At 50.5% G+C, this 13,709-nt stretch carries 11 protein-coding genes and 1 riboswitch; of the genes, 9 read left to right on the top strand and 2 right to left on the bottom strand.

Features of this window, described 5'->3' with window-relative positions; translation table 11 throughout:
• The first annotated feature begins 25 nt into the window (after nucleotides 1–25).
• Nucleotides 26–664, top strand: coding sequence for a Yip1 family protein (locus CW734_RS15950; protein WP_101191754.1), 639 nt, complete (start codon nucleotides 26–28; stop codon nucleotides 662–664).
• 298 nt (nucleotides 665–962) lie between these two features.
• Nucleotides 963–2,366 (top strand): LVIVD repeat-containing protein, encoded by a 1,404-nt coding sequence (locus tag CW734_RS15945; RefSeq protein ID WP_101191752.1) that lies wholly within the window; start codon nucleotides 963–965, stop codon nucleotides 2,364–2,366.
• A 48-nt stretch (nucleotides 2,367–2,414) separates the two neighbouring features.
• Here the strand turns inward: CW734_RS15945 and CW734_RS15940 are convergent, their stop codons facing one another.
• The gene (locus CW734_RS15940) at nucleotides 2,415–3,245 is read right to left on the bottom strand and encodes a DUF2382 domain-containing protein (protein WP_101191750.1); all 831 of its coding nucleotides are present in this window, start codon (nucleotides 3,243–3,245) and stop codon (nucleotides 2,415–2,417) included.
• A 298-nt stretch (nucleotides 3,246–3,543) separates the two neighbouring features.
• On the opposite strand from CW734_RS15940, the gene CW734_RS15935 reads away from it, so the two are divergent.
• Nucleotides 3,544–4,545: a cell wall-binding repeat-containing protein gene (locus CW734_RS15935; RefSeq protein ID WP_180956292.1), complete on the top strand. Its 1,002-nt coding sequence runs from the start codon at nucleotides 3,544–3,546 to the stop codon at nucleotides 4,543–4,545.
• A 133-nt stretch (nucleotides 4,546–4,678) separates the two neighbouring features.
• Nucleotides 4,679–5,515: an STAS domain-containing protein gene (locus CW734_RS15930; protein WP_101191746.1), complete on the top strand. Its 837-nt coding sequence runs from the start codon at nucleotides 4,679–4,681 to the stop codon at nucleotides 5,513–5,515.
• A gap of 42 nt (nucleotides 5,516–5,557) precedes the next feature.
• Here CW734_RS15930 and dapA read toward each other — a convergent pair whose 3' ends face one another.
• The gene (gene dapA / locus CW734_RS15925; protein WP_101191744.1) at nucleotides 5,558–6,448 is read right to left on the bottom strand and encodes a 4-hydroxy-tetrahydrodipicolinate synthase; all 891 of its coding nucleotides are present in this window, start codon (nucleotides 6,446–6,448) and stop codon (nucleotides 5,558–5,560) included.
• Nucleotides 6,449–6,574: 126 nt separating this feature from the next.
• Nucleotides 6,575–6,753: riboswitch (Lysine riboswitch) on the bottom strand.
• A gap of 150 nt (nucleotides 6,754–6,903) precedes the next feature.
• Here dapA and CW734_RS15920 point away from each other — a divergent pair.
• From CW734_RS15920 to CW734_RS15900, 5 genes are all read left to right on the top strand, one after another.
• Nucleotides 6,904–7,500: a class I SAM-dependent methyltransferase gene (locus CW734_RS15920; protein WP_101191743.1), complete on the top strand. Its 597-nt coding sequence runs from the start codon at nucleotides 6,904–6,906 to the stop codon at nucleotides 7,498–7,500.
• A 59-nt stretch (nucleotides 7,501–7,559) separates the two neighbouring features.
• Nucleotides 7,560–8,402, top strand: coding sequence for a KPN_02809 family neutral zinc metallopeptidase (gene ypfJ, locus CW734_RS15915; RefSeq protein WP_101191741.1), 843 nt, complete (start codon nucleotides 7,560–7,562; stop codon nucleotides 8,400–8,402).
• A gap of 130 nt (nucleotides 8,403–8,532) precedes the next feature.
• Nucleotides 8,533–9,702, top strand: coding sequence for a TraB/GumN family protein (locus CW734_RS15910; protein WP_101192231.1), 1,170 nt, complete (start codon nucleotides 8,533–8,535; stop codon nucleotides 9,700–9,702).
• A gap of 458 nt (nucleotides 9,703–10,160) precedes the next feature.
• Nucleotides 10,161–10,406, top strand: coding sequence for a hypothetical protein (locus tag CW734_RS15905; protein WP_101191739.1), 246 nt, complete (start codon nucleotides 10,161–10,163; stop codon nucleotides 10,404–10,406).
• Nucleotides 10,407–10,513: 107 nt separating this feature from the next.
• Complete coding sequence (locus tag CW734_RS15900) at nucleotides 10,514–13,621, top strand: efflux RND transporter permease subunit (RefSeq protein WP_101191737.1); 3,108 nt, start codon at nucleotides 10,514–10,516, stop codon at nucleotides 13,619–13,621.
• Nucleotides 13,622–13,709: the final 88 nt, after the last annotated feature.

The raw sequence follows: 13,709 nt of genomic DNA, 5'->3' as shown, positions 1-13,709 counted from the left end.
AAAGGGAAACAAGGCGGGCTGCTGGATGAATGAGCCGACTGCGTACGCTGAACTGAACCCATTTACGGCCATTTGGACGCGCCCACGCGAGACGGTGCGCTACGTCATCGAAGAAAAAACCACCAGCTTTATCGTCTTGCTTTTGGTATTGGTTGGATTTGCAGGGGCACTTTCCGGGGCTTCCGGCGGAGAGGAAATGTTTCCGGCCATTGGAGTGATTGTTGGCGCCTTGCTGCTCGGGCCGCTTTCTGCAGTCGCTGGGATTGCCATCATTTCCGGCATTTATAAGCTATTGGGCAAACTATTTGGCGGTGTCGGAACGTATTCGGAAATGTTCCGTGCAGTCGTCACTTCAAGCATTCCGCAAATTTGGCTATTGCCGATGTGGCTGATCTGGCTCCTCACATCGCCTTCGACTTTCTATACGGAAATCGAACCTGGTGTGGCAGAACCTGACACGGGTCTCGGTATGGTGATCGGCTTTTTACTTCTAGCAGCCGTGATTATCGTTGGCATCTGGACTTTCGTTATCCAGTGCAAAGCAGTTGGAGAAGCACAGCGATTTTCAGCGTGGAAAGGGTTTTTCGTAATTGTGATCCCGTCCGTGCTGCTGGCAGTTGGGATCATTACCCTGTTAGCGATGTTCCTGTTTGCCGCATTCTAAATCATAATAAATGACCAAACAAAAGAGCCATCGCTTCTACGCGGCGGCTCTTTTATTAGCTTTGTGGGACCTCTTGTAGAACAGCTTTGGATTTACAGGAAAACTAAAACAAATTGCTTATCAGGCTGTTGATTGAAAAGAGTGGAGAGAAAAAGCTAGGTACAGAAACACGAGAGCTGTTGTGACAATTTATTTATCTTTTGTAATATTTAGAAAATTTTGGCGTATGCTATTGTACTGGGATCTTGCGCCCTCTATACTTTATTCGACTAGCGAACTAAACCTTGGAGGGATTCTATTGAAAATTCATAAACCGTTTTTAAATGTAGCTCTGGCTTCTGCTCTCGTCTTCTCATTTGCACCGTCTAGCATGGCGCATGATGCACTGGATGGCAGTGATTTGTCGAAAGGGGAGCGTGCTGTTTTCTCCAATGAAGAAATGCTGAATTTGAGCGACGCCAGCATGTCAGGGTCGAAAAATGTCTCGAACTTGACCGAGTCGGCTGCCGTGCAGATCAAGGAGTTGGCGGGCGTCCAGAATAACACGGCCGATGTCTACGCGCATAAAGGGTTTGCGTATCTTGGGACACATACAGCAAATGGCGGCAACGGCGGAGTCCGTGTCTTCGATTTGAAAGATCCGTCCAATCCGAAAGAAGTGTCGGTTTTCGGCCATGACGACGTAGCCGGAACTTGGCAGGAGAAAGTCATCGTCAAAAGCGTGAACACAGCTGATTTTAAAGGCGATCTGGCAGTGGTCAGCGTGCAGCAAAGAGACCGCCATGCGGATACAGCGGGAGGCTTCCTGCTATATGACGTAACCGATCCACACGCACCGAAAAAGCTAGGTTATTGGGAGACCTATGCGGATACACGCGGAACGCATGAATTGTATTTGACGATGCAAGGCGACCGCGCACTGGTATTTGCCTCGAATCCGTATGCTGATATCTACAGCGGCGGAGAAGAACACGATTTCCAAATTGTCGATGTTTCCGATCCGGCGAATCCTGAAACACTGTGGCAGTTCGATCCGCGAAGCCTTCCGGAAGTGCCTGACTCGTTCAATGGCTATAACTGGAACGCGCCGGACGGCAAAACACGCGCTGTCTTCAACCACAGTGTCATCACCGACCACAACGCGCAATACGCTTACGTCTCGATGTGGGACCTCGGCACTGTGATTTTCGATATCCAGGATCCGGAGAACCCGGTGTATATCGGCCGCACTGATTATTCTTCAGAACAGCAAGGAGCCGCCCATTCCGCAGCTCTTGCGAAAGGCGGAAATGTCCTGATTGAAACACGCGAAGTGTCGACGCCTGTCAGAGCAGGCTATGAAGAATCCTATGGCTATACGCGAATCTTCGATATTAAAGATAAAGCGAATCCGAAACTGCTAAGCGAATTCAAGACGGATTTGACGGAAAAAGTAGAGGATGGCCCGACATTTGCCAATACTGTGCATGACCCGAAAGTTCACGGCAATACGCTGTACTTGAGCCATTATGCAGGCGGCGTCTACATGGTGGATATCACAGACCCAAGCAATCCTGAGCAGATCGGCCAATATGTGCCGGAGCAGGCGGATGTATGGGGCGTGTTCGTCGACCGCAACTATGTGCTCGCATCTGACATGGGGCAAGGCTTGAAAGTGCTGCAAAAAGGAAAAGGCGAAAAGCCGAACCCGGCCAAGCATTAATCCATTGAAAAAGGTGATTCCGAAAATTCGGAATCACCTTTTTTGTATTTATGGTTTTTCGTAGCGCTGGACGTTGTTCTCATCAATATCAACTGTCTCACGCTGCACCGTTTCGCTGATATGCTTCGTCTCTTGTACTTTGCGTTTATGGACGATGATTTCCTCGCTGACGTATTTCACTTTGCGCACTTCCAGGCGTTCTTCGATGACGGGAATGTGCCAAAGGCCGTCTTTTTCATAAGTCTCAGCGGAGTGGCCGCTCGCTTCATATTCGGACAGCTCCTGATTGACTGGGCGGCGTTCGACTTCGACTTCTTCCCGTTCATACGGAACATCAAGTGTCTGTTGTTCTTCGACCGTGTTCTTGTGGATGTCGACGCTTCCGGATTCCACCCATTTCTTATCGACCGCCAAGCGTTCTTCGTGAAGTTTCATCGGTTGTTCGTCACTCAAGTCGGGTGTTTCGGTTTTTTGACTAGTATTCTCTGCCTGTCTGTTTGCAGATAAGCTAGCTGCCGCGGCATCGAAGTTCTGGTAATTCATGCCGTATTCACTGTCGACGTAAAGTATGATCTTGCCGCTTTGGATTTGTTTGTAATACTCGTCCGCTTCGGACTCAGAGAGGCCCATTTGTTTGAGCGCATCTTTTGTCGGGTCTTCCCCAGAAATGAACGATTTGAACTTGTCCATGAAATCGCCCTCATCCGTATTTAAATGGACATCCGTCTGCCCTTGCACCATCTGCAGCTGCTGTCCGTTCAAAGCGACGACATACATATCCTCTTCTTTATATCCCTGTGCTTTCAATTCACCGATTTCATGGATCACTTCCGCCTGCACATCGAATGTGCCGATCAATTTATGGCCGTGTTTTTGCATAATAGCATCCTCCTGTAAGGTCAATGTTTTGCCGTGTCTGCGTTATGGCTTATGTACCCGGAAAGCGAGAGTCCATAAACCTTGGCTTAGCATAGGGAGTCCGGAGAAAGGCGTGGCAGTTATGAACCGAAAGTAGAAGAAGAATCTATGGAGTTGTTGAATTGTTATTTAAATCTGGCTGAGGAAAAAGTATTTGTGCCTACCAAGAAATATTTTTGTAAACCTATTGTAATGTTCGTAAAATATCATATAATTGGAAAAGAAATGAATACATTACAGAATGGGGAAACGATTAACGATGATTTATAGCAAAGTTTTGACGACTGCGGCATTGACTGCAGCTTTGGCTCTTGGAGCAATTTTACCGACTGGTGCAGCTTCTGCAGTTGAACTTACTGAAGACAATTCTTACCGCATTTTTGGCAGCGATCGTTACCAGACAAGCTTAGAAGTTTCTCAGGCATGGCCTGACAACAGCGTTAAAACAGTGGTTGTAGCAACAGGCGGAGATTTCCCGGATGCATTGGCTGCAACACCACTTGCTGGCGCCTATCAATCTCCTTTGCTTTTGACGAAAAAAGATTCACTTCCTGCAGGATTTGCGGCTGAACTCAAGCGTTTGGGTGCGGAAAATGTAATCTTGGTAGGCGGTACAGGTGCTATTTCAGAGAAAGTAAAAAATGAACTTTCGACACTCAAATTCAATGTAGAGCGCATCAACGGAAAAACACGTTATGAAACTGCTGTTAACATCGCGGAAGAAGTGGGCATGGGAGATACTCTTTATGTAGCGACTGGCGCTAACTTTGCTGATTCACTGTCTGTTTCCCCAGCTGCAGGATATTATGCAGATCCAATCCTTCTAGTACCGGCAACTGGTGCTGTACCAACAGTTGTAGCTGATTATATCAAAGCGAATCAGCCAGAATGGCCAATCATCGTTGGCGGAGAAGGCGCAGTAGGACCGGCAGTTGAAGACTTGTTCGCAGAGCCGGTCCGTATCGCAGGCAAAACCCGTTACGAGACAAATAAAGAGTTCAATGAATTTGCATTAGAGTTTGGGTTCTTAGAAGACCAAAATGAAGTCTTTATCGCTACAGGGGCAAACTATCCAGATGCATTGTCCGGAAGTGCTTTGGCAGCTTCATACGGTGGGCCGCTAGTTCTGACTGCGAAAACGCCATCTGAAGCATCTAAACAACAAATCCAGAATTTCGAAACGCCAGATTCCTTCTACACAATCCTTGGCGGCGAAGGAGCCGTCTCCTCTGCAACATTGAAACAACTATTCGCAAAATAATACCTGAAAAATGCCTGCCATCCGGCGGGCATTTTTTTCTCGCTAAAAGCAAAAGGCTATTTCTTGTATAGAGGATTAGGTATAATGAATCTGCTGCAAGAAATAAAGCGAGCAGCAATTGACGGAGGTACCAATGGAAAAAGAAATGGTGTTATTCGGTAAACGAGTGGAAGAAGAAAAATATATGATTGCCCAATTGATCCAGGAAGAACGCCTGACCGCATTGCCGGAAAAAATGGTGGAAGAAAATCGGGAATTCTCGGAGCTTGTGTTGCAGGAACTGGTTCGCTTCATTGAACTGCTCGGAAAATCCTTGCAGAACAGCTGCCGTCAAGAAGAGATCATGGCGAATATGGCGAAGTGGGGGACCGCCACGGGAAACTTTTTCTTGGAGCATGGCATGACTTTGGATGTGGCGCTTGCTGAAACGGCGCTATACCGGAAGCACATTGCGACCTTGATTAAAAGTGAAGGCCGCCGCTTAACTATTTCCCCGGAAATAACTTACGACGCAGCGGAATTATTGCATGCGCTGTTGGACCATGCAACGTATTCCTACACGCATGCCTATACGACTTCCTACCAACGAAATCTGGCCACAGCGCGTAAGGAGTTTTTGGAATTATCGGCACCTGTTGTCCCGATCAGCGATTCGGTCGCCATTTTGCCGCTTGTCGGCAGCATTGAAATCGACCGGGCGCATTATATTTTGGAGCGCACGCTATTGTCGGCAAGTGAATTGAAGATCAACACATTGATTGTTGATTTATCAGGGGTCATCCGGGTCGATACGATGGTGGCGGAACAAGTCATCAAAATCATCCAGTCGCTCGGGCTGATCGGCGTCGAAGCGATTTTGACGGGGATCCGTCCTGAGACGGCGCAATCCTTGACGACACTCGGTGTGGATGTGCGGACATTGAACATCGGAGGCAGCTTGAAGCGTGCCTTGGAAAACGTCTATAACTAAAAAAAGCTTCGCGGACCCTAAAACGGATCTGCGAAGCTTTTTTTAATTGGTGACCGCGTCCTGTTTAGCGGACGGCAGGAATTGCTGCAAAGTGGCGGTTTCTTCTTCTGTTAAAGCGAGCATCGGCAAGCGCACGCCGCCAACCGGGACACCCGATAGGTTGAGTGCCGCTTTGACCGGGCTCGGGCTCGGTGCTGCGAACAAAGCTTTCATCGTCGGCAGCAATTTGCGGTGAAGCGCGGCGGCTCCAGCTGTATCGCCTGTGCGGAACAATTTAACCATCTCCTGCATTTCATTGCCGATGATATGCGATGCGACCGAGACGATGCCTGTTCCGCCGATAGAAAGCATCGGCAAGGTCAGGCTGTCATCGCCGCTGTAGACGGCAAAGTCGCCGCTTGTGCGTTCGATGATTTCAGAAGCGGCATCTAAATCGCCGCTTGCTTCTTTCACGCAGGTGATATTGTCGATAAGCGATAGGCGGACGATGGTATCGACCGATAGATTGACGACGCTGCGGCCCGGAATATTATAGAGCATGACCGGAAGCGTCGTCGCGTTTGCGATCGCTTCAAAATGGCGGTACATGCCTTCCTGTGAGGGTTTGTTATAGTAAGGAGTGACGAGCATGATGCCATCGACGCCCGCTTGCTCTGCCTGCTGGGTCAAGGCGACCGATGCGCGCGTGTTGTTTGAGCCGGTGCCCGCGATGATTTTCGCGCGCCCGTCTGCTACGGTGACGACATGGACGAACAGCGCCACTTTTTCGTCTGTCGACAAAGTCGGCGATTCGCCGGTCGTCCCGGCGACGACGATGCCGTCCGAACCGTTATTGATTAGATATTCCACGAGATTTGTTGTTGCCTGAAAATCGATTTCACCGTCTGAGTCGAATGGCGTCGCCATCGCAGTGATCACTTGACCGAATTTCATAGAGAACACACCCTTTTCTAAGTTTTTTTCAAAAGTTAGAGGTGGGGGCCGGTCCGGAGTAAACAAAAAGGCAGCAACGGGGGCCCGTTGCTGCCGTTAGAAACAATGTTTACCAATCGTTCCTGTTCGTCAGATAGCCCTCCATATAGTTTCCTATATGACAGTCCGGCACTTCTTCAGTGCAGAACCAGCGCACAGGAATATGAGCATCCTGCCGCTTCGGCAAATCCCCCTTTCGGCAATCGTCCTAAGAGCTCATACTCCTCGGATTGCGTACTGATGGTTTTTGCGCCTCTATCCTCGCTCCGCTAAGGAAGCAAGAAATTATTGAATTAGCTGTAATATAACAGAAAGAAATGGGAATGGCAAGAGAAAAAGCATTTTTTATTTTGCAAAATGTGGGAATAGTAAGCTGCGGCTTTAATTGATCTCACTGGATAAAAGGAGGCAATCAGATGGACGATCATCAAATGGACCGGCAATTGAATATCCAAACCGGTGGCGAACAAATGGGCTTTAATGCGTCGATGCATGAGCACCGTTTCGAAGTGACGCCCTATGCGTGGCTGGATAGATTGTTCAAGGCGCATCCGCTTAAGGGCAGCGGCAGGCTGGTCGATTTCGGCAGCGGCAAAGGACGCTTGAACTTTTTTGCGCATCGTGTATTCGGGACGCCGTCAGCGGGAGTGGAAGTCGACCCATCGCTGCACGAAGCCGCGCTGCGGAATTTACAGCGCTTTAAGGGGAAGGCGGACATCGAATTCATCAACGGCTACGCACAGGATTATGAAATCCATCCGGAAGATCGCTGGTTTTATTTTTTCAATCCGTTTTCCGATCCGGTGTTCATGACGGTAATAGATAAGATTTTGGCATCAGTAGCCGATCATCCCCGGGAAGTCGAAGTAATTTTATTTTATCCCGCACTCGAGTATACCGATTTCCTCGAACGCCGCACCGCTTTTGAATTGACCGGTGACATTGAGCTTCCAGTTGAAGCGGAAGATCCGCGCGAACGATTTTTGGTCTACCGCTTGCCGAGATGGGATTAAAGTTTCCGGTGAAACGGGTATAGCTTTATAAAAATGAATGCGGAAAGAGGGTTTCGGTTATGAAATGGAAAGGACGAGCGGGCAGCAGGAATGTAGAAGACAGGAGAGGGCGCGGTGTTGGCGGGCCGGTTCTTGCCGGCGGCGGGATCGGCGGCTTGCTGATTGTCCTGTTGATCACGTTTCTCGGGGGCGACCCAGGAGCGATACTCGGCGATGGCGGAGGAGCTTCTACTTCGGAACCGTATGTGGCAAGTGAGCGGGAAGAAGAACTTGCCGATTTCGTATCGGTCGTCCTCGCAGATACGGAAGAGGTTTGGGCGGAAGTGTTCGCTGAAGAAGGCATGGAGTATGTTGAGCCGACTTTGGTGCTGTTTTCTGGAAGCGTCCAGTCAGCTTGCGGCATGGCCGGCTCTGCGACGGGGCCATTTTACTGCCCGGCGGATTCCAAGCTGTATATCGATTTAAGCTTTTACGATGAGCTCGAGCGCCAGTTCAATGCACCTGGTGATTTTGCGATGGCGTATGTCGTCGCGCATGAAGTCGGCCATCACGTGCAGAACCTTCTTGGCGTGCTCGGGGATGTCCAGCAGGCGCGCAATCAGCTGAGCGAAACCGAATACAACCAATTGCAAGTGCGCCTGGAATTGCAGGCGGATTATTTATCGGGCGTCTGGGCGCATCATGCTCAAGGCATGGGCTATTTGGAAGAAGGCGACCTGGAAGAAGCTTTGAACGCAGCCAGTGCGGTCGGTGATGACACGATCCAGAAGCGGACGCGCGGCTACGCCGTTCCGGAAAGCTTTACGCATGGCACATCCGAACAGCGGAAAGAATGGTTCTACAAAGGCTTCCGAGCCGGTGATTTGAATGATGGCAATACCTTCAATGCACCGGAATTATAAGCTTTCGAAAAGATTGATATTTTGCGCTTGGTGATTCATTATAAAGAATAGACAGTCTTTTTCATCGGCAACTGTAAATGAAGAAGAAATCCTATTCTATGAAGGAAGTACACTCATGACACAAGAAATAATGACGGAAGACAATATCACCCGTCTCGAAGTGGACGGCAAACAATTGATTCTAATCGGCACCGCGCATGTGTCCAAACTGAGCGCAGAGCAAGTAAAGGAAGTCGTCGAACGCGAACGGCCGGATTCGGTGTGCATCGAACTCGATGCACAGCGCTATGAATCGGTCATGCAGGATAAGAAATGGAAAGAAACCGATATCTTCAAAATCATCAAGGATAAGAAGGCGAGCCTGTTATTGATGAACTTGGCCATTTCCTCGTTCCAGAATCGTTTGGCTGACCAATTCGGCATCAAGCCTGGATCTGAAATGATCCAGGGCATCCGTTCAGCAGAAGAGACCGGAGCAGAGCTGGTCCTTGCCGACCGCAATATCCAAGTGACCTTTTCGCGCATCTGGGGCAATATCGGGCTGATGGGCAAGGTCCAGCTCATTTCTTCTGTGTTCTTCAGCATTTTCAGCAAGGAATCGATTTCCGAAGAGGAACTGGAGAAGATGAAGCAACAGGATACATTGAACGCGGTGATGGACGATTTCACCAAAGCCTTCCCGCGCATCAAAAAGCCGCTCATCGACGAACGCGACCAGTATTTGGCGCAGAAAATCAAAGAAGCTCCCGGGAATAGGGTCGTCGCCGTTCTCGGTGCCGCGCATATTCCGGGCATCACACGCGAAATCCACCAAGAGCAGGATTTGAAGGCGCTCAACGAAGTGCCAAAGAAATCGAAATGGCCGAAGATCATCGGCTGGGCCATTCCGCTGCTCATCTTGTCGATCATTGCCTATACGTTTTATGCAAATCCGGCAGCGGGCTTTGATCAGGCGATCAGCTGGATTCTTTGGAACGGCACGCTTGCCGCAATCGGTGCCGCGGTCGCATTCGGCCATCCGCTTGCGATCCTCACTGCCTTTGTCGCCGCGCCGATTTCATCGCTCAATCCGCTCGTTGCGGCTGGCTGGTTTTCGGGGCTCACACAAGCCTTTGTCCGCCGGCCGAATGTCGGGGATTTCGATACTTTGTCGAAAGACGTGTTCACCGTAAAAGGCTTTTGGGACAATAAAGTGACGCGTGTCTTGCTGGTTATCGTATTGACCAATCTCGGCAGTTCGCTCGGCACATTCATCGGCGGCGCGGACGTTCTGCGGCTGTTTTCGAAAACTTATAATTAGATGTGGAGAAACTCCTGAAACCGTGTTTTCCGAAGCTTACCGCTAGCTTTCCGTGGGCTCGCGCCCAAGCCTCCTCAGTCGCTGTGAAACCCTTGTGCTCCCATCTGCGTGGCAGATGCGTCGCAAATGAATGAGCTCAGCTTAGCTTCGCTCATTCATTCCTTGCGGGTCTCGGTCGTCTCGCTAATCCACAGGAAGAGATAAGGTCGACCTACGGGAGAACTTATCTTTGCGAAAGTAATGCGCAGCATTATTGAGCAGCCAGGGGTTCCGAGCGGACGCTTCTCCAAACACTTCGAGACTCCACTTATTCTTCTAATAGGAAAAGCTTCCCAAAATTTAGGTGGAAGCTTTTTAATTCTAGATGCCCGCATAAAATGTAAAAAGTACTCTTAATGAATGATTTTATCAGAAAAGGAGTATAACTAAAGTATAAAACCGAACGGAGGCGCATGGAGATGGATTTCCTGTTGATGGGGATCTTGTTGTGGTCGCTGGTGATTGCTGCACTGCTGCTCGGATTGTACGGAGTTTGGAAAAGATCGTGGAAAGCGTTGTTTTGGGGAGGGCTTGCATCACTTTTGCCGATGGGCCTGATCTTTATGGGAGATGACAGCTGGGTGTTCAAATTGAGCATCTTGCCGCCGCTCTTGATGTTTATCGGAGCGTACTTCCTGAAACAGCGGCGTCCTGAAAAAGTTTAAACGAGAACCGGCCGAAAATTTTCGGCCGGTTTTTGAGTGTTTAAAGTGGTGCTTTCTGATTTCCGGTTATACAATAGTTATACAATAATCGGAGGGAGATAATCCTTATGCAGTACATACTCGAGCGCAGTAAATTATTCATCTTTTTGATTTTGATCCTCATGCTGGTCGGGGTTTACACTTTCCTGACTTTGCCGCAGCGTGAAATTCCCGAAACGCCTCCAGGGCTTGTGCTAGTCTCCACGATCTTGCCAGGCGCAGAGCCGGAAGAAGTGGAAACGAGCATTACGAATCCGATTGAAAGACAGATGCAGAGCATTGACGGAATCGCGTCGATGGATTCCATTTCAGCGAATTCGGCTTCCATCATTACACTGGAAATCGAAGACGGTGTTGAACCTGAGGGCTTGATCAATACGATTCAGCAGCAGGCACAGCGCGCAGCCGGCAGTTTCTCGGACCAGGCCCAGGACATCAGCGTTGAAAAGCTGGACCTGACTTTCCCGCTGGTTTCCTATATGTTCTACGGGGATGAAGCGGAACTTGCTGAACTCGAAGGGCCGCTTGCGGATCTCTCGGATGAAGTGGAAGCGGTATCCGGCGTAGCCGGTACGCAAATCAAAGGATTGAACGGCGAGCAGGTTGTCATCGAACTCGATGGGGATGCACTCGCAGAAAATCAATTGCAGCCATTCGAAGTGCTTGAAAGCCTGCAGCAAGCGAATCAGCCGCTGTCTCTTGGCACCCATAGCGACGGCGAGCAGCAATTCGTCTTGACCGTGCAGCAAAGCCAAGGCATCGAAAAACTGCGTGAGCTTCAGGTTGGCCAAGCAGCTGTTCCGCTTGCTGATGTAGCATCGGTCGAATTGGCTGAAGTTCCGGCGGAAGATATCGTCACGTTCGAAGGCGAGCCGGCGATTTCCTATACGGTCTTTTTGCAGACAGGTCAGGATGTGCCGTCTGTCGATGACCGCGTCAGCGAAGTAATCGAAAGCTTCAATGAAGACTTGCCTGCGGGCGTCTCGGCTGAACGCTATGTGTCACAGGCTGAAAACGTCAACGAGATTTTCAGCTCGCTTTATATTTCGCTCTTGATCGCGGTGCTCGCGGTATTGGTCGTCACGACTGCGGGGCTGACGCTGTACGGTGCGTTTGCCGTAGCGCTGACGGTGCTTGCTTCCGTCTTGATCGGCTTCATCCCGATTCCATCGCTCGGCGTCGATTTGAACCAGATTTCCGTCATCGGGTTGATCATCGCGATCGGGATATTGGTCGATGACAGCATCGTCGTCAACGATAATATCCAGCGCCGCTATAAGCTCGGCGACAATGCAATGGCAGGGGCCATCAATGGCGTTCGGGAAGTCTATCCGTCGATTGTGTCGTCCAGTTTGGCGATTGTCGTTACGTTCTCTCCGCTGCTATTATTATCCGGCGGAAACGGTGCGTTCATTAAAGCACTGCCGAGTATTTTGATTACCACCATCTTGGCTTCGACGGTATTGTCGATTACGCTTGTGCCGATGATGCAATATTTGCGCACGAAACGCAAAAAACGAAAAATTTCCGATACGCCGGGCTTCCTTGGCAAGCCGCTTGAAAAGCTTGCGCAAGTATATTCCGGAAAAGTGCTGAAAGGCGTCATGAAACGCCCTTGGCTAACAGGAATCGGCGGATTGGTGATTGCAACGGCGCTGCTTTCGCTCGCCTTGTTCACGCCGTTCGAATTCTTCCCTGAAGCGGACCGTGAAGAAGTGACGATGAACGTGCGTCTCGCGGAAGGCACAACCATTGAAGAAACCGATGCGTTCATCCGTGAAGTAACACAGGAAGTGGCGCAGGAAGACGGCAATGTCAACGAAACCGCGGTTTTCACCGGTGAAGGCCTGCCGAACCTCTTTGCTTCATCCATGGACAATACAGGCGCCAACACGGGCCAAGTAGCGTTCCGTGTCGACCGTGAAGCGACTTCCGCATCTGCGTTTATCGATAAATGGGAACCGGAACTTCGCGAACGTTACCCCAATGCAGAAATCTTCCTCGATACGATTGTCCAAGGGCCGCCGGTTGGTGCACCGGTGACCGTGACAGCGACCGGTGAAGATATCAATGAACTCGCAGCGCTGCGTGACACGCTCGAAGAAGAGATGCTCGCAAACGGTGCGACCGTCGTGACCGATAACCTCGGGGCTGCCGTACCGGCGATTGAATATGTGCCGGAGCAGGAGACGCTTGAAGACAATGGCATTGCCTTGTCGACGGTCACCAATCAATTGCAGCTTCTGACGCAAGGCGTCCCGCTCTATACATTGTATGAAGGGCAAACGCCTTACGAAGTCGTCTTGAAGCAAGCAGGCATCACAGAAGGCGAACCGATCGACCTCGCTGACTTCAGTTTGCCAGCATCCAGTTCTGCTGCGAGCGGCGATGAAGCCGGCGGCGAAGCGGGACCACCTGCTGCCGCACAGCCAGGGCCGCCTGAATTGATCGGGCTGGACGAGCTATTGACGGCACAGGAAACGACGGCGCTTGCACAAGTGCCGCATAAATCAGGAGACCGTGCCATCACGCTCCGTGCGTTCGGTGAAGCGGATGATTTCGAAGCGCAAATGCTCGATGTCGTCGATAATGCACGCGCCGACTTGCCGGCCGGCTATGAACTGTCGACTGGCGGCGAAAACTCCGATCAGGAAGCATTCTTCGCTGAAATCGGCATCTTGTTCCTGGTTGTGCTGTTGCTGGTTTACCTGGTTATCGCGTTCCAGTTCAAGTCGTTCGGCTTGCCGTTCCTCGTGTTGATTGCCGTGTATCTCGGCATTTCGGGCGCAATTCTCGGATTGTTCCTGACACAGACGCCGCTCAGCTTCCTTGGCGTCATGGGGATCGTCTCCTTGACGGGGATTGTCGTCCGGAACGCGGTCGTGCTCATCGACTTTGTCGAAGCGCGCCGCCTGACAGGAGATTTCAACATCGAAGAAGCGATCATCGAATCAGGATATGCGCGCATCAAGCCGATCGTGCTGACGTCCCTGACTTCGATTGTGGCCTTGTTGCCGGTCGCATTTTCCGGCGACCCTTTGTTTGAACCACTGGCCGTGACAATCATTGCGGGGCTCACGTTCTCCGGGTTGTTCACATTGGTCATGATTCCGGCGCTGTATCTTCTATTCCATCGCATCGTCATCGCGCGCAAAGAGAAGAAACAAGCCGCCTGATGGAAAGCTGCAGGGTCTTCGGACTTTGCGGCTTTTTGTTTTTTGGCAGGGCTGAGTAAAGCTTGCCTGATGGGGTAAGCAGGAGAGA

Source organism: Planococcus sp. MB-3u-03 (assembly GCF_002833405.1).
GTDB lineage: Bacteria > Bacillota > Bacilli > Bacillales_A > Planococcaceae > Planococcus.
Note: the sequence above shows the minus strand (reverse complement) of the source record. Positions and strands in the feature narration are given on the sequence as shown.